Consider the following 21,237-nt stretch of genomic DNA (forward strand, 5'->3'; position numbering starts at 1 on the left):
TGTAAATCAAAAATATTATTAACCACCATAAAAATGAGACTTCGGTTTCATTTTTTTTTGTTTAAAGTTAAAGGTTCAATGTTTAATTAGATTTTATAAATTAACTTCGTAAAAGAATATCATTTATCAAAAACATCATCTATCATTTATGAAAATCATTATCCACGGAGGTTTTTTCTCTGAAAGTGACCAAAGCCACGAAGTAAAAACAGCAAAACAGGAGTCTCTAAAAGGAATTGTTAAAAAGGCTTTTGACTATCTTACAACTCATTCCGCTTTTGATACTGTTGCGTATGCCGTTTCACTGCTTGAAGATGATCCTTTATATAATGCAGGAATCGGTTCTCAGATTCAAAGTGATGGAGTGATCCGTATGAGCGCTGCTATTATGAACGGAAACACTCAGAAACTAAGTGGAGTGATCAATATTGAAAATGTACAGAATCCCATTTTTGTTGCCAAAGATCTTATCAATGAGGATGACCGGGTTTTAGGAGGAAATGGCGCTAAAATCTATGCTACAGAAAATGGTTTTGAGAATTTCTCCACGGAAATTCCTCAGAGAAGAAAAGAATATGAAGCTAAACTGGCCAATGGGGGCAAAGGAACTGTAGGATGTGTTGCGATAGACCATGAAGGAAAACTGGCCGTTGCCACTTCTACTGGCGGTAAAGGTTTTGAAATCCCGGGAAGAATTTCAGATTCTGCCACAGTGGCCGGAAATTATGCGAATGCCTTCTGTGCAGTAAGCTGTACCGGTGTAGGCGAAGATATTGTCAGCAATGCGACTGCTGCAAAAATCGTAACGAGAGTTACAGATGGGATGAATCTTGAGCAGGCTTTCAGTAAAACATTTGACGAACTTGCCGCCATCGATGGATTTGCAGGGGCCATCGCTATTGATAAAAACGGGAATATATATCATCAGGATTCCTATCCTACTATGGTTTTCGCCAGTTTTGACGGTGAAAAATTTGAAGTCTTCTCTTAAATTTAACATTTTTTTATAGGTCCGTTTATTTTTTTGGCACGTATTTTACATTATTGATAACAACAAACTTTAATATTAATCCATAAAAAAATAGAAATCATGGGAAACAAGACAAAAGGCTTATTAGCTTTACTAGGATTAGGTGCATTAGCTTATTGGAAATATAAGAATTCAAGCCCTGAAGATCAGCAAGCCGTAAAGGACAAAATCAATACTGCAAAAGACAATCTGAATAAATGGGGAAATGACCTTAAAAGTAAAGCCAATGATGTGGCTTCCCAGGTTCAGAATAAAGTGGACGAAGTAAAAACAAAGGCTGAAGATTCTCTAAGCTAATTACAAAGAGCAGTTTTTTTAACATTCATATATAGGAAAAAGTCATCGTAGTATTAATTACGATGACTTTTTATTTTTTACCCTTTCTGAGCTACTAAAGCAAACACCAATGGTATTTTATTACCAAATTGTGGAATTCTCCATTTCCCTTTTTCAACCTCTTCTACATGTCGGAAACAAGGATAGGGAGACCAGTCAAATTCCTGGAAAGTATTGAGCTTTAAATTCTTTTTAATCAGATTATCAAGAACTTCTGATAAGGAATGATTCCACATTACATATTCCTGTACGATGGCTGCAGACTGATCTGCATAGGTTCCTTCATAGGTTTCTACTATTGGTTTTTCATTGAAATAGTTGTAAGCTACTTTTGTAAAATCATCATCAAACATCCAGACAACAGGATGAAATTCTGCCATGATAAACTGCCCTCCCGGTTTCAAGAAATGATTGATGACACCGGCCCATTTTTCAAGATCAGGCAGCCAGCCTATTGTACCATAGCTTGTATAAACGATATCAAATTTCTGATCCAGAACATCAGGCAGATTATAGACATCTGAACAGATAAATTCTGTATCCACACCACATTTCTGTGCAAGATCTCTGGCAGTATCAATTGCTTTATCAGAAAGATCAATTCCGGTAACTTTTGCCCCCATTCTTGACAGTGAAATAGAATCCTGTCCGAAATGACACTGCAAATGCAGGATGCTTTTCCCTTCTATGTTTCCAAGAAGTTCAAGTTCTATTGAATTCAGTGAGGTCCTTCCTTTTAAAAATTCATCTACAAAATAGAAATCCGATTTCAAATGAGGCTCTACTTTCGCATTCCATGATTTTTTATTGATCTCTAAGTAATTTTCCATTGTTTAAGTTTAAATATTTTAATTATTCTGAATCATTATAACTTTATCAATTAATTTGATTCATATTTTATGATCATTTCTCCATGAGCTTCTTCTTTTGCTCAAAAAATTCTTCCTCGCTTATGACCCCGTTTTCTTTTAGTCTTCCCAACTGCTCCAACTTATCTAAAAGGCCGGGTTCATACCTATTCTGAAAATACGTTTCAGGACGGGACATGAAATCCCTTACTTTTTCGCAGAACAGTTCAGCATGATACTTTCCTACCCCATCAATCTCAACATCATCATCAGCAACCTTGACATCGATAGAAGCCAGTAACAAAGCAGTTTCATATTGTATTGAGCTAATCTTGCCGTAAGAATAATCTTCTACTTTTAATCCATACATGAATTCTTTATCCACTAAAATCAATCTCCTGTCCGTAGCCACTAAAATAATATGGTGATTATTCAGTTTATTCCTGCCTTCAACAAGGTAAACTATTTTTTCATCTTCTGAAAGGATATCCGGCAATTCATGAATTTCTTTCCTGGCAAATATAGTCGGGCTGATATCCAGTCTGTTCAGTTCATTTTTGATCTCATCAAGTCTTGATTTTTCACTCATGATATTCGTTTATAGGACTAAATTACTATTTCTTTGTCATTAAAATTTAATTTATAAAAATATCAGTTTTCTGAAGGTATTACAACAGAAGTATGCAGGCAATAAATTTCCCAGCCTAAGGTTTCATACAAATATTTCCCTTCTTCTGTTGCCACTAAGATATTATTTGAAAATCCTTTTGACAAAGCAATTTTTTCAAGTTCTTTCAATAAAAAAGTAGCGAGTCCTTTTCTCTGATGATTTTTTTCGGTAACAATCCTGTCATAAACAGCCAGGCCATCTATAAGAGAGACACGGCCTATGGAGGCCTGTTCTCCATTCTCCGCTATAATCCTGACAACAAAAGTAGTATTGTACTCAGAAAATTCTAACTGATATCCTTCTGCGAGGCTTATTTCCGGAAAATTCATCGGGTGAAAACAGGTCATCATATACCCCTGGGGCTGCAGTTTCCATTTTTCAGGAATTTTTTTTATAAATTCATCAGGAGAAGTTGATACTTTCAGATAAACCCAAGGCTCAGTAATTGAATGGATAAGTTCAAAAAAATCATCATTAAGTGTAGGAAATACAAAACGTTCTTTTTGTTTTTCATCTCCTACAATCACTCTGAATCCGGATTTATATTGAACAGGAAAAGATACTTCTCTTGACAGACACCATCCTTTAAGCCATTTTTCTACAATTTCCGCTGATACTTTTTCTTTCATGATTAGGTGTTGAACATTTTCATTATAACTGCTCCAGCAGTTTCTTTTTCTGTTCTGTAAATTCTGTATCAGTTAAAACTCCGTTTTCCCTCAGTTTTCCTAATTTTTCAAGCTGATTAAGAATTTCTTCTGATGAAATATCTTTGCCTGTTGTATCAGTTTGCGTTGGAGATCGTTCCTGAGAATGATTATAAATTTCTTTTATCTTATCATAGAACTGTTCTGCATCTTCTTTATCCATATAACATTCAAATTCCACAACCCTTTCATGAAGATGTATTTTAATGATTGGAGATCTGGGATCCGCTACAAAACTTACAGCTTTGATTGTTTCATTCGGATAATCGTTAACCTTCGCTGCTCCAAACATTGATTTTGAAACAGAAAGCATTCTTTTGGGAGTTACGAGTAATATTCCGGCATCCAGTGTATTGATCAACTGAGCATCAGTAATTGTTATGATCTGTTCATCTTCAGAGATCAGATAAGGCAGCTCTTTAATTTCTCCTTTTGTAAAAATGGAAAGGTTAGTTCTCTGCTTTTCCAGTTCAAACTTTATCTTGCGATACCTTCTTTTATAGACTTCTCTTGAGATCTGATCTGAATCTGGATCACTTCTTACCGGAAGATTCTGATCTGCAATTACCACAGTCTGTACAGGTTCCGGCTTTTTATTATTCAGCATTGCATTAATATCTTCAATACTGAACTTATTGAGATTGTACAGCAATTCTTCATGGATATTGGTTGCTATATTCAAACATTTATTGCATAAAATATTGCCATCAGAAAGCGTATTAGCTCCCAAAAGTGTATCCATAGATGTTAATTCTGCCTTACATAATGCACAATTATTACTCATTTCTTTTTTATTCAAAAGTATTTAAATCTTAGCATCCATCAAACAAAACAACCACAAAAATTGCTTTTGCGGTTGTTTTATTTCTTTAATATGGTCTAAAAACTATTCTCCTAAAAACTCCTCTAAAGAGACTGTTTTCTGCTCCCCTGCCTCAAGGTTTTTAAAAGTAACTGTATTGTTTTTAATTTCTTCTTCACCGAGGAAAACAAGATTCTTTATCCCTTTTTTTTCTGCGTAGGTAAATTGTTTATTGATTTTAGCATTTTCAGGGTATAATTCTGCTGAAATTCCTTTTGTTCTTAACTGCATCATCAGTTTTAAAGCTTCTGTTACTCCTTCACCTCCAAAGTTAGCAAACAGATATTCTATTTTGGCTGATGCTTCTTCAGGAAAAAGGTTCAGCTCCTCCATTACAAGATAAATTCTGTCTAATCCAAATGAAATTCCTATTCCCGGAATATTCTTCACTCCAAAAACTTCTGTAAGGTTATCATATCTTCCGCCACCACCAATGGATCCCATGGCTACCTCATCTGCTTTCACCTCAAAAATAGCTCCGGTATAATAATCTAATCCTCTCGCAAGCGTAATATTGAATACTAAATTTTGAATATCAACCCCAAGGTTTAAAGACTGTGTAAGAACAAATTCAAGTTCCTCTACACCTTTTAGACCGATTTCATTTCCTGCAAATTTCTCTTTCAACTGAAGAAGATTTTCAAGAGCGTCGTCAGACTGACTGAATAGGAAGTCTAATTTATCAATAGATTCCTGAGAAATTTCTCTTTCAAGCAATTCTTTCACCACTCCGTCTTTGCCTATTTTATCCAGTTTATCCAATGCCACAGTGAAATCAATCAGCTTATCCGTTATCCCTGCATATTCTGCCAATCCGGATAGAATCTTTCTGTTGTTCATGTGAATGGTTACAGGAACTTTCAGATCTGCAAAAGATTTCAGGTACAATTGAACCAGCTCCACTTCCTGCAGAAGACTTTCACTTCCTACTACATCGGCATCACACTGATAAAATTCTCTGAATCGTCCTTTCTGGGGTCTGTCTGCTCTCCAAACCGGCTGAATCTGAGAACGCTTGAATGGGAATGTCAGCTTCCCATGATTCATAGCCACAAATCTTGCAAAAGGTACGGTAAGATCATAGCGAAGAGCTTTATCGGTTAGATTCTCTGAGCTGAAAGGCTTTTCCAAGGCTTTTTGAAAGTCATGAAGCATCTGAGTTTTTTTCTCTTCTTTGGCTTCATTGATGCTTGAGTTTAAAATCTTAAAGATCAGACGATCTCCTTCTTCTCCATATTTACCTGTCAATGTAGAAAGATTTTCAAAACTTGGCGTTTCCAATGGCTGAAATCCGAATAATTCGAAATTATTCTGTAAAATATTGATGATATATTTTCTTCTGGAAACTTCCTGTGCTGTAAAATCTCTCGTCCCTTTTGCTAAACTTGGCTTCATTTGTTGTATGTCATTTTGATATCTGCAAAAGTACGGAATTGCAGGGACTTTACACAGCATAAAAAGCTGAAGAAAATCTTCCTTCAGCTTTTCTTGTTGTGGAATCAATTATTCGAAAAATCATATGCTTTCAAGGATTTCAAGAATTTCTTCACCATAATTTTCAATTTTATGTTTTCCGAAACCTTTGATCTCAAGCAGTTCTTCTCTTTTTGCAGGTTTATACTTTGCAACAGAAAGGAGTTCTTTATTACTGGCAATGAAATACGTGGGTAGATTCTGTTCGCGGGCTTTTTCTGATCTCCAGAGTTTCAGTGCATCCAGAATTCTTTCTTCATCCGTATTTAAAGAGTCATTTTCTGCAGAATATTTTACTGCTTTTGGTTCTTTTACTGTATTTTTTGTCAGCTTTAATGCTTCAAAATACAATATTACAGACCAATAACGTTCTTCACTTACAAAAGCTGTTTCTACTTTCATAATCTCGTGGGCTTCCAGAAAATCATCCAGCATTTTCTGATCTTTGTAGAGAAATTCTTCGGGAAGTCTGATTTTAAAAATTTTTACTTTCATCATTTGTGTTTTTAGAATTTATTTGCCTCCCAATAATAAAATTTCGTCTACACGAATTTCTGTGATATACCGCTTCACCCCGTCTTTGTCATCATACGACCTGTAGGTAAGCTTTCCTTCTATGGCTATTTCTTTTCCTTTAGGAACATACTTTTCAAAAATTTCTGCTGTTTTCCCAAATGCGATAAGGTTGTGCCATTGCGTTTCTTCTACTTTCTCTCCTTTCGCATTGGTGTAATGATCACTGGTTGCTAAAGATACGCTTGCTTTTACATTTCCGTTGTCGAAGTTGACCATTTCAACTTCTTTACCTGTGTAACCAATTAATGTTACTTTGTTTCTTAGTGACATAACTTTTAGATTTAAAGATTAATAATTCAGATAAGAGACGTTCACTGTTTTTCTCAAATCTCTGCTGCAAAGATTGTGATGTTCTGATGGCACAGTCGGTAATAAACTATTTAAACTCATTTGTAACCGTTTACTGTCGGTTATATTGTTTAAAAAAATCAACAAATTCATCATAGATTCTTTTATTCATAAGTCTTTATAACTATTATTAAAAATAGCTTAAGAATTAATTCTAATCAAAATTTCCCCAAAGAAATACTATAAATTAGTACTGCTTAATTAACATAACAGAATTTTATGAAGTCCAGTTTTAAAATCCTGATCAAAAGAGGATTACTTATATTGCTCCCCGGATTTTGTTTTGCTCAAAAAATCAACATGCCCGTTCCTCAGTCAAGGTTTAATCTGACAGAATTCAATCTTCAGTTACCTATTGAAAAGAACAATTCTGTTGCCATTATTAAAGGACCTGATATTGCGCAGTTTTCCTCAGAAAATTTTTATTTTTCACCCGAAGATAACAGTATACGTTTTTTTTGCTCATCAGACGGTAAAGCAACGCAAGGTTCACATTATCCCAGAACGGAATTACGCCAGATTGAAGAATGGCACTTTGAAAATCAGCACAGCTTACAGGTAAAAATGGCTGTTCTGCAGCAACCTGGAACCGGAAAGATTATCATTGGTCAGATTCATGGACATTCCAAAGGGACTGAAGCCTTAAAAATCTGGTGGAATAATGGTAATATTCAGGTGGGCTTTAAAAAAGAAGTGAATGATAGAGAGCAAAGAATCACCCTTCAGAAAAACGTTGCATTGAATCAGACATTTGATTACAGTATCCAGCAAAACGATTCTGATGTTTTGGTAAAAATCAATCAGCAAACTACTACCTTCCATTTTGGAGATAGCTGGAAGGCTGAATCTGTTTATTTCAAGGCCGGAAATTATCTTCAGGATAACAGTCAGTCTCCGGTGACTTCCGGGTTAACAGCGATTTATCATATCAGTATATCTGAATAACTTAAAAGGCACCCAACCCTATGATTGGATACCTTTCACTTAATCATCTAACTTAGAATTGGAACTTATGTTTTTTCGCATTCTATAATACTTTTGGATTCTGTACCGATCTGAATCAGCCGGTTAAACCGCAGTCCTGCTCTTTCAATAATGGTTTTGAATTCACTCAATGATCTTTCCTTTCCGGTAAGACAAGCCAGCATAACAATATCCAGAAGTTTGGCAATATGTGGTTGATTCAAAGAATCGTCAGGAATAACAGCGTCTAGAATCAGTAGTTTTGCTCCTTTTGGCATTGCATGATAACAGTTTTGAAGAATCTGTATACACTCCTCATCACTCCAATCATGTATGATCCATTTCATCGTATATAAATCTCCTCCTTTCGGAACTTCGTTAAAAAAGCTTCCTGTGGCAACAGTACAACGATTCTTTAAATTTTCAGGAATAAGCTGAAGTGTTTTTTCAATAACATTGGCTTCGTCAAATATAATTCCGGAGCTTTCCGGTGACGAGTTCAATATAGCATACATCATAGTACCGTTTCCGCCACCTATATCTATAATTTTCTGATAAGCTTTAAAATCATAATTTTCTATAATTCCTGTCAGCTCCATCCCAGACATTCCTGTCATTCCCTTTCCAAAATTTTCACCAATTTCAGGAAATTCCTTATAAAAATCCCAAAGATCTTTTCCATGAATATGCTCAAAGGGAATTTTACCCGTCTGAACAGCATACGTCAAATCTCCGTAAGTTGGAAAATGTTCATTCATAATTGTTAGCACAAAATTTTTTGCTGTTCCGGGAACGTCCGTTTGTAAAGCAGCTCCAAAATCATTCAGAGCAAAAGTTTTGTTTTCTGATTCTTCAAAAATTCCGACACTGCTCAAAGCTCTCATAACCCTATATAAGGGCATTATTTGTGATTGAGTTTCTTCAGCAAGTCTGGATATTGTTTTTGGACCAAAGGCCAGTAAATCGGCAACATTAAGTTCAGCAGCAGTTTTTACACATCCGGTTAGCCATAAACCACCTAATATCTGAAACATTTTAAAAGTAAACTCAGGTTTAACAGGTTGTCTTTCCATAATGGTTATTTTTAGTTGAATAGCATCTGACTGACTTTAACAATGATATAAGGAATAGCTGATCATCATGAAAACAAAAACAAACTTATCAGGTTTGTTCTTGTCTGACATTTGTCAAATTGAAAATAAGCTTTAAATAATGAGATTAATTTTAACTGAGACAGTATCTGAACTCTTTACAGAGAATCTATTTTATTCCTCTTCATACTCATTTAAATAAAAGGGAACATACAACATACTAAATTAATTTTCATGATTTATTTTTTTGAATATCCATATCAAAATTACAAAAAAACACAATAAAGTGAAATAAAATTTAAATTTATTTAGATGAAAACAAGACAGTTATAGCCAAAATATAGATTTATATAAATGAGCATTCTATTCGAAAGAGTGACAAATACTGATTTTCAAAATACTGAGAAGTAAGTAAAGGTATCTTTAGATGTTCAACAATATTTGAATACATGTATTATTTTTCTTTTCAAGAAATAGATTTGATTAGTTTCTAAAATGAGTTGAGTTTTTAGACTTCAGATGTAAAATTTACTGTATTCCAGAATTTAATATTTATTTCATCCTAAAGATGGATTTGTTTCAATAAAATAGCTATATATCGCACAGTTAGCCATTTACAAACGGATAATTCCGTATCTTTGTGAAAATTCTTTTATGAAAAGGAACATCAATATTTTTGAGTTTCCTCTCAATCTGGGACTTACAAAAAAAGAACATGAGACTGAGCCTGGGGTTCGAAAACTTCCGGACTGGCTCAGAAAGTTTGGTTTTCATACCAGAATTAATCCTAAAAATATATTCAGGCTTAATGCTCCGGAGTATTCCATGGAATTTGATGAGGAATCAAAGGTCAGAAATGCAGAACAGATCATTGGATATGCTCAACAACAAGCTGACAGTATTATAAACCATTATGAAAAGAATGCCTTCAATATTATCCTGGGGGGTGACTGCAGCATTCTGATTGGAAATGCTATCGCTTTAAAAAAACTGGGAAATTTTGGCATTTTTTATTTGGATGGGCATACCGATTTTATTCCAACGGAACTTTCCGAAACAGGTGGTGCTGCCGGAATGGATCTCGCTATTATTACGGGAAACGGGCCTGAAAAACTGACTAATATTAATGGTTTAAAACCTTATATACTGGAAGAAAACATCTTCTGTTGTGGAAACGCTGAAACTGATGATGATGAATATGTAAGTCACATCATCAATTCGGACATTCATTACTATGATCTTTATCAGCTCAGAAAGAACGGTTTCAGAAATACTGCTGAAAATTTCCTGAAAATGGTGAATGAAAAAGGTCTCGATGGATTCTTTATTCATCTTGATGTAGATGTCCTGAAAGATGAGATCATGCCTGCAGTAGACAGCAGAATGGAAGACGGAATCAGTTATGATAATCTCGGGGAAATGCTGAAGCCGTTATTTGAAAATCCATTATGCTTTGGAATAGAAATTACTATTTTAGATCCGGATTATGATAAAAAGGGAACTTATACCCGCCCATTTGTAGAGTATTTGATTCAAACTATAAAAAATAAAGAAGACTAAATGAAGAAGGCTATAAAAAGGACATTCAGAGTTTCAAAATATGTAATTTATAAAGAAACGCTTGTTGATTATAAAGAGCATTTCTGGTCGTTTCTGGGTGCATTTTTTGGGATTGGGATTATTGCATTTATCCAGTCTCATTCATTGGCTGAAACTGAAAACATTTTTCTGATTGGCTCTTTCGGAGCTTCAAGTGTACTTATTTATGGTGCTATTCAAAGTCCGCTGGCACAACCCAGAAATCTTGTTGGCGGGCATGTTCTGTCAGCACTGGTAGGGGTTACCGTGTATCAGTTCATTCCAGATATCATATGGCTTTCGGCTCCGTTGGCAGTTGCATTTTCCATTGTGCTGATGCAGTATACGAAGACATTACACCCTCCTGGTGGCGCAACAGCTCTCATTGCTGTGAGTTCTACGGGAAAAATTCCTGAATTGGGTTATTGGTATGTGCTCTCTCCGGTTCTTTCAGGATGTATAATCCTTCTGATTGTAGCACTGTTTTTTAATAATATTACTTCAAACAGAAGCTACCCTACTCACAGCAGATTTAAAAAACTTTTAAAGAAAAGACACACCCATCATCTAAAATAACGAGTATGAATTGCCTTGAATGTGGCGAAAAAATCATCGGAAGGTCTGATAAAAAGTTCTGCAACGATGCCTGCCGAAATGCCTATAACAACAAGCAGAATAAGGATTCTAACAACCTGATGCGGAATGTTAACAACAAGCTCCGTAAAAATTACCGCATCCTTATGGAAGTCAACACAGATGGGAAAACAAAAATTCTCAAATCCAGGCTGGATGGCTTAGGATTTGATTTTGACTATTTCACTAATCTGAAAGTCTATAAAAACGGTTCCGAATATAAGTTTATTTATGATTACGGTTATAAAATGCTGGAAGATGACTTTGTACTGATTGTAAAAAACCAGGCATAATACACCTCTTAAATTATATTATTATGAAAGAAGTTGTTCTGATCACCGGAGCTGGTGGTATGATTGCCAAAGAACTGGCCAAAAAAATAGGTAACGACTATGAAATCAGGTTTCTGACCCGGAACAAGAAGCGTGAAAATGAATATGAATGGGACATTAGAAAAGGAAGTATAGATGAAGCAGCTCTAGACAATGTTTCACATATCATTCACCTTGCCGGGGCCAATATTTCGGAAAAACGCTGGACACCGGAAAGAAAAAGAGAGCTGATCTCCAGCCGCGTTGATTCTGCGGAACTACTTCGGACCGCATTAAGAAAAAACAAGATTAAATTAAAATCTTTTATTTCAGCTTCAGGAATTAATTTCTATGGCACAAAAACTTCAGAAAAAATTGATGTGGAAACCGATCCGCCTGGCAATGATTTTTTAAGTGAAGTTGTTGTTTTATGGGAAAGGGCTGCTGATGATTTTAAAGAACAGGAGCTCGCAGAAAGAGTTGTCAAAATACGGACAGCTGTAGTGCTCTCCGAAAAAGACGGAGCTCTGAAGAAAATGGTTCCTCCGGTTCAATATTATATCGGTTCTCCTTTGGGAAATGGCAAACAGTATATGCCCTGGATTCATATTGACGATATCTGTTCCATTTACGAATTTGCCATAAAAAACACTGCCATAGATGGGGCTTATAACGCTGTTTCGCCACAGCATACCACTAATAAAGAACTTACAAAAAAGATTGCGAAAGTACTTGGTAAGCCATTATGGATGCCCAATGTTCCCGGATTTGTTTTAAAACTGATATTTGGTGAACTGGCTTCAGCCATCCTGGAAGGTTCGAGAGCTTCATCACAAAAAATTCAGGAGGCAGGGTTTCACTTTAAATTTCCGGATCTGGATGAAGCTTTAAGAGATGTATTACACAAATAATTGAAATGGAGGAAGAACTTTTAATTATAAAAAACATTTCCAGACATATTTCGCTTACCAATCAGGAGAAATCTTACTTTCTGTCTCTTTTGAAACAAAAGAAGATAGCGAAAAAAGAATTGATTCTGCAGCACCAACAAGTCTGCAAAGAAATCAATTTTGTTCAGTCAGGAATTTTGAGGGCTTTTCATATGGATGCTTCAGGAAAAGAATCTACGATCATGTTTGCAATATCAGATTGGTGGATCACCGATATGTACTGTTTTATCAATCAAAAGCCTGCCATGCTTAATATTGAAGCTCTGGAAGAGAGCTGTATTCTGCAATTGCAGAAAGATGATCTGGACCAGCTTTATCTCAATGTTCCGAAATTTGAAAGGTTTTTCAGGATTATGATGCAGAATGCCTATATCAGGGAGCAGCTCAGAACAATTGAAAATCTTTCATTACCTGCTGAAGAACGTTATTATAATTTTCTTCGTAAATATCCCGAAGCCGTAAAACAGATCAAGCAAAAACAAATTGCATCGTATTTAGGCATTACACCTGAGTTTTTAAGCCTCATCAAATCCAATAAACAAAAAAACAGATTCTCTTAAACTACCTTATTTTTTTTATCCTGAAAGTTCAGTTATTTTACTCAAAAAAATCATGCTTATACTTATTGCAGGTCCTTACCGAAGCGGAACAAACGATGATCCGCAATTGATCCAGCAGAATCTTCAACATCTTGAATCTGTTGCTCTGCCTATTTTCAGAAAAGGTCATATTCCCATTATCGGTGAATGGGTTGCCTTACCATTGATCCATCTTGCAGGCAGTACCAGAATTGGTGATGAAGCGTGGCAGGAGATACAATATCCGGTGGCTCATGGCCTTCTGGAAAAATGTGATGCTGTTCTTCGTATAGAAGGCGCATCAAAAGGGGCTGACCAGGATGTAAAAATTGCACAGGAAAGAGGTCTGCCCATTTATTATAACATAGAAGATATCCCATATGCAAAATCCTAATATTACAATCCTTAAAACAGAAATCTTATCAGACAACTGGTATACTTTGAATAAAGTTACTTTTTCGGTTCTGAAAAAAGACGGAACTTCAGAAATACAGAGCAGAGAGGCTTATGACCGGGGAAACGGGGCCGTTATTCTCCTTTATAACAGACCGTCAGGCACTGTTATTCTGACCAGACAGTTCAGGCTGCCTACTTATATTAACGGAAATGCCACCGGAATGCTTATTGAGGCCTGTGCAGGACTTCTGGATGATGACAATCCCGAAGACTGTATAAAACGGGAGACAGAAGAAGAAACCGGATATAAAATTTCCAAAGTTGAAAAGGTATTTGAAGCTTATATGTCCCCCGGATCTGTGACTGAAATCCTACACTTCTTTATTGCAGAATATTCCCATGAAATGAAAATTGCTGATGGAGGTGGATTGGAAGAAGAAGGTGAAAATATAGAGGTTCTGGAGCTCATTTTTGAGGAAAGCCTGAAAATGATTGACAATGGGGAGATCAGAGATGCTAAAACCATCATGCTTCTCCAGCACTTAAGGTTAAAAGGAATTATGTAACATCATGATATCAATGATGATTAATCAATGATAGATGATATGTAAAATGTATATATTTACAGGTCTTACAGGGAAAGGATAAAAATCAGACATCATTTTTTAACTGCAGAGCTGCCAATTTATCAATCCATAATTAAATAAAATGCTTCAGGATCATATTACAGTACAGAAACGCCATAGAGATTTTATAAAGAAAATCTGTGAAACAGGGATAATTTATGCTTTAAAAGATGAAAAAGGCTATGCCACTTCCTATTCCACGGAAATAGAATATGAAGACGGTGAATCGGTACAGATCATTTGTTTCTGGTCTGATGCCGCAAGGGCAAAGTCATGCATAGAAAATGAATGGAAACACTACGAACCCTCTCTTATTTCTCTAAATGAATTTGTAGAAAACTGGTGTCTGGGAATGAATAACGACGGCCTGCTGGCAGGAACTAATTTTGATAATCATCTGTTTGGTTATGAGGCTGAGCCATTAGAATTGATCCTGGATATAATTTCGGAACTTAAAGCTTCAGGAAAGTCTCTGGAACTGAGAAAATTTGAAAATATAGAGGACATGGAAAACCAGGTCAGAGAAGTTTTGGAAAATTAAAGATAGATCGTTTAATCTTTTGGAAATAAAAATATGAAAATAAAAACCCTTGATCATCTTGTATTAACGGTTGCAGACATTGATGCAACTATTGAATTTTATACCCGGATCCTGGGATTTGAAGCAGTAACCTTTGGAGACAACAGGAAAGCGCTGATTTTTGGACAACAGAAAATCAATCTTCATCAGAAAGGACATGAATTTGAACCGAAAGCAGAAAGCCCGACCTGTGGTTCTGCAGATCTCTGTTTTATTGCTGAAACAGATATTGCTGAGATTATGGAAGAACTCAAGCAGAAAAAAGTGGACATCATCGAAGGTATTGTCGACAGAACAGGAGCTGTAGGAAAAATCAAATCAGTATATTTCCGTGATCCGGACCTGAATCTTATTGAAGTTAGCAATTATTACTAAGCTGGTATTATAAAGGATATCATAAACCATTAAGATTCTAATAAACTTCACTATGGGTAATATTTCGTTTTCTGAATCTTAATGGTTAAAGTTATTGAGCATATTCTTACGTTTGTGGTTACAATCAATTTAAGCTGTTTTAAACTTCCTTGATTATTATTAATATTCTGTTTTTGTAATGGATGTTCATCTGCATTTATCGCCTGTTGTAAAGAGCTTTCAGAGTCAATGATATGCAAAGTAAAAAAACTAAATGACAACCGTGCTACAAAATCTATATAAAAAATAGAAAATCAATTGAGAAAATCTATTTAATTCTTTATATTTTGAATTTAAAGCCTTAATTTTGCACTGAAATTCAGAAAATTCGGATTCTTTCAACAACGTATGCGCATGAAAAAAATGATGATCGGGCTTGCATTAGCCTTATCCATTACTATATGGGGACAAAAAACTCCTGCAAAAACAAATAATCTGACACCGTACAGCTATCAGACTTTCAATTGTGACAATAGAGGATATTTCGATTCTGCTAAATATAAAAAAGAAGAAATAGACGGAGTGAATAAGCTTTTGTACCAGTTCAACGGTGTTGTATTTGATACCCGTCCCGTTTTTAAACTTTCCCAGCTTGAAGAAATCCGTCAAAACAGAGAAGCTTATTTAGAGGAACTAGAAAAGCAATACCAGGAAAAGAAAAAGGAACTGTACAACATAAAAGTTATTGACCTTCCAAAGTGGAAAAAACTTCAGGAAGAAACCATTCAGTCTTTTGAAAATGAATACCAGTTGAATAAGGAAGAAATCATTGCTTATTCTGATCCTTCCACCCTTAAAAGCAGTAAATATTATGATACCTGCAGAGAACAGATAGATGCAATATCTTCTCCTGACAGAGAAAAGATGTATGCTGCCTGGAGAACCTATACTGAACTTAAAAGCAAAAACAATGCAGATCCAAAAGGCGTAATGGCAAGGTTTGATGCAAAGATGAATGATCCTCAGAAAGAAGATTATGCCCTGATAGACATGATTGGTCTTGGTTTTCACAACTGCGCCAACAGCAGCTTCAGACAAAAACGTGATAATGAAGAGACTTCCTATAAAGATTTTGATAAAATCTTTACAAAACTGAAAAGAACCTGTGATGAACCATAAAGCTGAATGATAGGTTTGATCCTTACAGATATAATGACAGCACTCAGATTGGGTGCTGTTTTTTTGTCACAAAATAATCTGCGAAATAGGATAGAGAACAGTTAAAGAATGGTTAACAGTTTACTATTCTTTTGTGAAAACACTTTATACATCTATTTTTGTCTCTCTAAAAACTATTCCATGAAACTCTTTATTATTTTTCTGATCCGCTATTGCCCATGGTACTATTAGCTCAAAAGGCATCTACAATTCTTCCCTTTTCTCTGGAAAACAATTCTGTGTATGTATATTGTAAAGTCAATAAAACAGACAGTATTAAGTTCCTTTTTGATACAGGTGCCAATGGCTCTGTTATTAATAGTAATTCAAAGAAAAAAATCCCATTGAAAATTGATGGAAAATCTGAAAACACAGGTTCAAACGGTGTGAATAGTGTTGATTACAGCAGCCAAAACACAATACAGTTTGGGAATATCAAGAAAAATGATATACAATTTACCCTTATACCTTATGATTCTGCAAATTTTGATGGAGTTTTCGGAACAGATATAATGAAAGAAAAAACCATTGAAATAGATTATCATAAAAACGAAATCCGGTTTTATGATAAAGATGATTTCATTGACTTAACAGAGTTTGAAAAAGTTAAACTGCATATGATAGACAATTATCCAGCCATAGAAAGTGGTATCATAGTGAATGGTAAAGAATGTTCGGGGTTCTTTGGGCTTGACAGTGGAGCAGATGATGTACTTACGATAGCTTCTCCTTTTGCAAAAAATAATGCATTAATAAAAACCATGAAAACGATAGGTAAAGCTACAGCAAGAGGTTCTGACGGTTCTGTATATGAAATGCCTGTTGTTCTCTGCCCGGCGGTTAAATTCGCTCAGAAATATCTTTATAACCTCCCGATTACACTTTCCGGCTCCACAGAAGGAATTGATTCTACAGAAAAAATGGCGGGATTTTTTGGTAACCAGTTCCTAAAAAGATTCAATACGATCATTGATTTTAAGAACGGCTATATCTATTTTAAATTGAATAAAAATTTATATTCTGAATTTAATTAGCTGTAAAAGTTAATTATACAAATTCTATTCACATTGTTGTCACAGTAATTTTCTCGTTCTTACAACATTCAAATAAATTAATAATGAATAAGTTATGGTTTTTCAAATTTAATTGCTTAATTTCGCACCCCGAAAATAAGGGTTAGAGATATGAAAAAAATTGGTGAGCACAGAACACTTCTTGGAGTAGATAAAAATGTTACTTTAAAAGAATTAAAGACCATTTACAGAAATGTGATGAAAGATACCCATCCTGATAAATTTATTAATGACGAAGCAGGAAAAATTGAAGCTGAAGAAAAAAGTAAGTCTGTGATTGAGGCCTACCATTTTCTGGTAAGCATTAACCCGGAAACCCAGGAAAAGTATAAAGAAGAGTATACAGAAACCATTACAAAGTCTAACATTCAGGATTTTTATCTTGAAAAATCAATTTTGACCGTTCAGCATCTGAACGGAAATATGTATGAATATATGGGAGTTCCAAGAAATACCTATATCAAAATGGTCAATGCTGATTCCCCAAGCCGTTTTGCAAGAAGACACATCTACGGAAACTTCGTTTATAGAAAGTCCGGAGAGGCTATGGCAGATTAATTTTTTTACATTACAATATATAAGAGCTTCCAGTTTTACTGGAAGCTTTTTTATGTTTTGGCTAAAGCCGAATAATGAATGTTATAGAATCAAGCGGGCTAAAGCCCGCTCCTATTGAATATTTTCTTTATGTAAAATAATCATCAATAGAAATGGGCTTTAGCCCATTTAGAATTGCAAATGTCATTCAACAGCTTTAGCCAAAATCTATGACATCAATCTTTCATCATTGACCAACAAAAAAGCCGCATCAAAATGATACGGCTTTTAGATTAATTAAAGGTTTAATTTATTTATCCAAATGCTTAGGAGTAAATCCGTCTTCATTCAGTTCTCTGTGTACATAATCTGCTTTCATTTCAGCTTCGTAGTCCACTTTCTTATGTTGTCCCATTCTTCTTAAAAGAGAGTCAAATAATGAATATACTACCGGTACAATGATCAATGTAAGGAATAGTGATGATGTCAAACCACCGATTACTACCCATGCAAGACCTTTGTTAAATTCGGCTCCTGCCCCACTTGCCAATGCGATTGGTAACATACCAAAGATCATCGCAATGGTAGTCATCAGGATAGGACGAAGACGAGCGTGGTTAGCCTGTACAAGGGCATCGTGAGTATTGGCCCCTGCCGCTTTTCTCGCATTCGTAAAGTCAACGATAAGGATTGCATTCTTCGCTACCAGACCAATCAACATGATCATACCCAACATAGTAAAGATATTCAGTGAGTTGGCTGTTAAAGCAAGAATCACCATTACCCCGATCATCGCTAACGGAATTGAGAACAATACTACAAAAGGATATACGAAACTGTCATACAGTGAAACCATTACCAGGTATACCAATACGATAGCTGCCAGTAAAGCAATTCCTAAGGTACCGAAACCTTCCTGTTGGTTCTCCATATCACCACTCCAGATATAATCAACTCCTACAGGTTTTTTGTCGCTCTTCATGAACTGATCTGCCCATTCATTAGCCACATCCCCTACTGGTCTACCTACTGCTTTCGCTCTTACTTTTACAGAAGGAGATTTATCTCTACGTTCCAGTAAGCTTGGTCCTGAACCCATTTTCACATCGGCAAACTGGCTCAGACGAACCTGCTGTCCCTGAGGGTTTGTAAACATAAGGTTTTTAACATCATCAATAGATTGTCTGTTCACATCTCCGAAACGGATATTGATATCATATTCATATTCTCCGGCTCTGAACTTACCATCAGTATTTCCGTTGAATGCAGTCTGCATGGTCTGTCCTACACTTGAAAGATTTAGCCCCAAAGAAGCCATTTTATCTCTGTCAATACTTACCTGAACCTCCGGGCTACCCGTATCTGTTGATAATTCAGCATCTACAGCTCCAGGTACCTTTTTCAATAGCTCCAAGATTCTTGTTGCTTCTTTTACTGCGGTTGCATTATCCGGACCTGTTACTACCATTTCGATTGGAGCATTCTCAGCACCTAAAATACCGATTGGAGCTGTTTTGAATTCAACTCCTGTGAATTTCTCTTCCAGCTGTCTTTTTATTTTCGCAGCTTTGATATTGGTACTTTCAGAACGTTCAGATTTATCAGTTAAGTTCACCTGAACCTCAGACTGGTAAGTTGTTGCCTGAGCACCACCAAAACCTGTCGACTGCTGTCCAACTGTTGTAATAAGGTCTACAACATCTTTATCATTTCTCAGAAACTTCTCAACATCTAATGTCAATTGGTTTGTTTTTTCAACAGTGGCATCTTTTGACAGCTCCATTTGTACCAGGAACTGACCACGGTCGATTGGCGGGAAGAATTCACCTCCAATGAATCCGAATGCTACCAGCATGAATGAACTCAATAAAATAATGAATGTGATCACTACAGTTGAAATTCTTCTTAATGTGGTTTTAAGACACCATTCAAGGATACCAGTAATCCAGTGCGTAAACTTATCAATTAAGCCTTCAAACCAAAGAATGAATTTTTCAAACCAGTTTTTCCCTGTCAAATGTTCCAGCTTACCGAATCTTGATGATAACCAGGGGATAATGGTAAATGAAGCTAATAATGATAACAATGTTGCAATAACTACAGTAACACAGAACTGTCCAAGAATATTGGCAACCAAACCTGAACTCATTGCAATTGGCAAGAATACTACGACAATTACCAATGTAATCGCAGCAACGGTAAATCCGATCTCCGAAGCTCCGTCATAAGCCGCTCTGATTTTACTTTTCCCCATCTCCATGTGACGGTAAATGTTTTCCAGTACCACGATCGCATCATCTACCAGGATACCTACCACGAGCGACAGCCCCAGTAAGCTCATCAGGTTCAGGGTATATCCCATCAGGTTCATTCCAATAAACGCCGCTACCAGTGAAGCCGGGATAGAAACCATTACAATAAATGCGTTTCTGATACTGTGAAGGAATAATAGCATTACAATTGCCACGAGAATAATCGCCAGGAATAAGTCGAAAATAACGTGGTTTGCAGATTCAAGGGTAAAGTCTGTTGTATCGTTTACTACTTTTACTTTTACACCCTGAACTTTATAAGCCTCCTCTACTGTTTTAATGGTTTTCTGAACACTTTCAGATACTGATACCGCATTCGCATCAGATTGTTTTTTAACCTGCATCAGGATGGTCGGAAACTGATTGAATCTCGCTACTTTTTCCACATCTTTCTGAGAGTCAAAAACAGTGGCGATATCAGATAAACGTACCTGGGCTCCGTTTTTATTGGAAACTACCAGATTATTCATTTCCGCAACCGATTTATATTTACCGGATAATCTGATCGTAGATTTTGTAGTTCTTGTTTTCAGACTCCCTGTAGGGAAGTCAAGGTTTGATGATAGGATTGACTGTTGTACGTCTCCTATTGAAAGCCCGTACCCCTGTAATTTTTTCTCATCGAGATTCACCTGAATTTCTCTCTCCTGTCCACCCACAAGATCAACCTGAGCCACACCGTTTACACGGGAGAAAATAGGTTCAATCTTTTTATCCAATAAGTCATAAAGATCCTTACTATTCAGTTTATCAGATGAAATACTCATGGTGATAATCGGTAAATCATCTAAGGAGAATTTATTCAGAGAAGGTGCTTTCACATCATCCGGAAGATCTGCAAGAATGGCATTTACCTTTCTCTGAGCATCGTTCAGGGCATAGTCTACATCAGCACCATCATTAAGCTGAACCATGATTACGGATAGACTTTCGTATGAAGAAGATTCTACTTTTTTAACGTTTTCCAGGGAACCTACGGCATCTTCAATCTTTCGGGTCACGGATGTTTCCACCTCTGCAGGTGAAGCTCCAGGATACACCGTAGAAATCGTTACCATATTGGTTTCAAACTTCGGAATCAATTCGTATCCCATGAGCGTATAACTCAGGATACCTCCCAGCGTCAGAATTGTAAATAATACAATTACCAGCGAGGGTCTTTTAATCGATATTTCTGCTAACTTCAT

The 21,237-nt window shown here is 35.9% G+C and carries 24 protein-coding genes; 15 read left to right on the forward strand and 9 right to left on the reverse strand.

All coding sequences use genetic code 11. The features are described 5' to 3' along the window. Positions 1-148: 148 nt before the first annotated feature. Both AC3FI7_RS05415 and AC3FI7_RS05420 read left to right on the forward strand, forming a co-directional pair. Positions 149-991 carry an isoaspartyl peptidase/L-asparaginase gene (locus tag AC3FI7_RS05415; protein WP_491461593.1) on the forward strand — a complete coding sequence of 281 codons (843 nt, stop codon included), beginning with the start codon at positions 149-151 and terminating at the stop codon, positions 989-991. A 99-nt stretch (positions 992-1,090) separates the two neighbouring features. Beyond that, positions 1,091-1,327, forward strand: a complete 237-nt coding sequence (locus AC3FI7_RS05420) for a YtxH domain-containing protein (protein ID WP_034695510.1) — start codon at positions 1,091-1,093, stop codon at positions 1,325-1,327. Between the two features lie 77 nt (positions 1,328-1,404). On the opposite strand, the gene AC3FI7_RS05425 is transcribed toward AC3FI7_RS05420, so the two are convergent. The 7 genes from AC3FI7_RS05425 to AC3FI7_RS05455 form a co-directional block, all read right to left on the reverse strand. Next, entirely contained in the window at positions 1,405-2,196 is a 792-nt protein-coding gene (locus AC3FI7_RS05425) for a class I SAM-dependent methyltransferase (protein ID WP_142722861.1), read from the reverse strand. 73 nt (positions 2,197-2,269) lie between these two features. After that, positions 2,270-2,803, reverse strand: a complete 534-nt coding sequence (locus AC3FI7_RS05430; protein WP_343658600.1) for a PH domain-containing protein — start codon at positions 2,801-2,803, stop codon at positions 2,270-2,272. Positions 2,804-2,865: 62 nt separating this feature from the next. Beyond that, complete coding sequence (locus AC3FI7_RS05435) at positions 2,866-3,513, reverse strand: GNAT family N-acetyltransferase (RefSeq protein WP_142722859.1); 648 nt, start codon at positions 3,511-3,513, stop codon at positions 2,866-2,868. A gap of 22 nt (positions 3,514-3,535) precedes the next feature. Next, positions 3,536-4,333: a PH domain-containing protein gene (locus AC3FI7_RS05440; RefSeq protein ID WP_491461594.1), complete on the reverse strand. Its 798-nt coding sequence runs from the start codon at positions 4,331-4,333 to the stop codon at positions 3,536-3,538. A gap of 144 nt (positions 4,334-4,477) precedes the next feature. Then, on the reverse strand, positions 4,478-5,848 hold the full coding sequence (hisS, locus tag AC3FI7_RS05445) for a histidine--tRNA ligase (RefSeq protein ID WP_142722858.1): 1,371 nt from the start codon (positions 5,846-5,848) through the stop codon (positions 4,478-4,480). A 120-nt stretch (positions 5,849-5,968) separates the two neighbouring features. Then, a complete protein-coding gene (locus AC3FI7_RS05450; RefSeq protein WP_343658603.1) occupies positions 5,969-6,424 on the reverse strand; it encodes an HRDC domain-containing protein in 456 nt (151 codons plus the stop codon). A 15-nt stretch (positions 6,425-6,439) separates the two neighbouring features. Further along, the gene (locus AC3FI7_RS05455; protein WP_076351611.1) at positions 6,440-6,772 is read right to left on the reverse strand and encodes a single-stranded DNA-binding protein; all 333 of its coding nucleotides are present in this window, start codon (positions 6,770-6,772) and stop codon (positions 6,440-6,442) included. Positions 6,773-7,069: 297 nt separating this feature from the next. Here AC3FI7_RS05455 and AC3FI7_RS05460 point away from each other — a divergent pair, with 297 nt between their 5' ends. Then, on the forward strand, positions 7,070-7,795 hold the full coding sequence (locus AC3FI7_RS05460) for a polysaccharide lyase family 7 protein (RefSeq protein ID WP_343658604.1): 726 nt from the start codon (positions 7,070-7,072) through the stop codon (positions 7,793-7,795). A 65-nt stretch (positions 7,796-7,860) separates the two neighbouring features. On the opposite strand, the gene AC3FI7_RS05465 is transcribed toward AC3FI7_RS05460, so the two are convergent. Continuing rightward, positions 7,861-8,886, reverse strand: coding sequence for a methyltransferase (locus AC3FI7_RS05465; protein WP_491461595.1), 1,026 nt, complete (start codon positions 8,884-8,886; stop codon positions 7,861-7,863). Positions 8,887-9,558: 672 nt separating this feature from the next. Between AC3FI7_RS05465 and AC3FI7_RS05470 the strand changes: the two genes are divergently transcribed. The 12 genes from AC3FI7_RS05470 (at position 9,559) to AC3FI7_RS05525 (ending at position 17,759) form a co-directional block, all read left to right on the forward strand. Further along, on the forward strand, positions 9,559-10,464 hold the full coding sequence (locus tag AC3FI7_RS05470) for an arginase family protein (RefSeq protein WP_491461596.1): 906 nt from the start codon (positions 9,559-9,561) through the stop codon (positions 10,462-10,464). Continuing rightward, entirely contained in the window at positions 10,465-11,058 is a 594-nt protein-coding gene (locus tag AC3FI7_RS05475; RefSeq protein ID WP_142722853.1) for an HPP family protein, read from the forward strand. It begins immediately after the preceding gene. Positions 11,059-11,063: 5 nt separating this feature from the next. After that, positions 11,064-11,408, forward strand: a complete 345-nt coding sequence (locus AC3FI7_RS05480; protein ID WP_142722852.1) for a hypothetical protein — start codon at positions 11,064-11,066, stop codon at positions 11,406-11,408. A gap of 23 nt (positions 11,409-11,431) precedes the next feature. Next, on the forward strand, positions 11,432-12,337 hold the full coding sequence (locus tag AC3FI7_RS05485) for a TIGR01777 family oxidoreductase (protein WP_491461597.1): 906 nt from the start codon (positions 11,432-11,434) through the stop codon (positions 12,335-12,337). Between the two features lie 5 nt (positions 12,338-12,342). Then, positions 12,343-12,936 (forward strand): Crp/Fnr family transcriptional regulator, encoded by a 594-nt coding sequence (locus AC3FI7_RS05490; RefSeq protein ID WP_491461598.1) that lies wholly within the window; start codon positions 12,343-12,345, stop codon positions 12,934-12,936. A 52-nt stretch (positions 12,937-12,988) separates the two neighbouring features. Then, positions 12,989-13,348 (forward strand): DUF4406 domain-containing protein, encoded by a 360-nt coding sequence (locus tag AC3FI7_RS05495; protein ID WP_142722849.1) that lies wholly within the window; start codon positions 12,989-12,991, stop codon positions 13,346-13,348. Continuing rightward, the gene (nudK, locus tag AC3FI7_RS05500) at positions 13,335-13,916 is read left to right on the forward strand and encodes a GDP-mannose pyrophosphatase NudK (protein WP_491461599.1); all 582 of its coding nucleotides are present in this window, start codon (positions 13,335-13,337) and stop codon (positions 13,914-13,916) included. Before AC3FI7_RS05495 ends, nudK begins: the two co-directional genes overlap by 14 nt. A 142-nt stretch (positions 13,917-14,058) precedes the next feature. After that, positions 14,059-14,517 carry a DUF2750 domain-containing protein gene (locus AC3FI7_RS05505; protein WP_491461600.1) on the forward strand — a complete coding sequence of 153 codons (459 nt, stop codon included), beginning with the start codon at positions 14,059-14,061 and terminating at the stop codon, positions 14,515-14,517. 33 nt (positions 14,518-14,550) lie between these two features. After that, entirely contained in the window at positions 14,551-14,931 is a 381-nt protein-coding gene (locus tag AC3FI7_RS05510; protein ID WP_142722846.1) for a VOC family protein, read from the forward strand. Positions 14,932-15,324: 393 nt separating this feature from the next. Continuing rightward, entirely contained in the window at positions 15,325-16,089 is a 765-nt protein-coding gene (locus AC3FI7_RS05515) for a hypothetical protein (protein WP_343658612.1), read from the forward strand. A gap of 218 nt (positions 16,090-16,307) precedes the next feature. After that, positions 16,308-17,162: a retropepsin-like aspartic protease gene (locus AC3FI7_RS05520; protein ID WP_491461601.1), complete on the forward strand. Its 855-nt coding sequence runs from the start codon at positions 16,308-16,310 to the stop codon at positions 17,160-17,162. Positions 17,163-17,312: 150 nt separating this feature from the next. Then, positions 17,313-17,759: a KTSC domain-containing protein gene (locus AC3FI7_RS05525; protein ID WP_491461602.1), complete on the forward strand. Its 447-nt coding sequence runs from the start codon at positions 17,313-17,315 to the stop codon at positions 17,757-17,759. Between the two features lie 289 nt (positions 17,760-18,048). Here the strand turns inward: AC3FI7_RS05525 and AC3FI7_RS05530 are convergent, their stop codons facing one another. Next, on the reverse strand, positions 18,049-21,237 hold the full coding sequence (locus AC3FI7_RS05530) for an efflux RND transporter permease subunit (RefSeq protein WP_142722841.1): 3,189 nt from the start codon (positions 21,235-21,237) through the stop codon (positions 18,049-18,051).

Source organism: Chryseobacterium sp. TQ-BC-N36 (genome assembly GCF_058382295.1).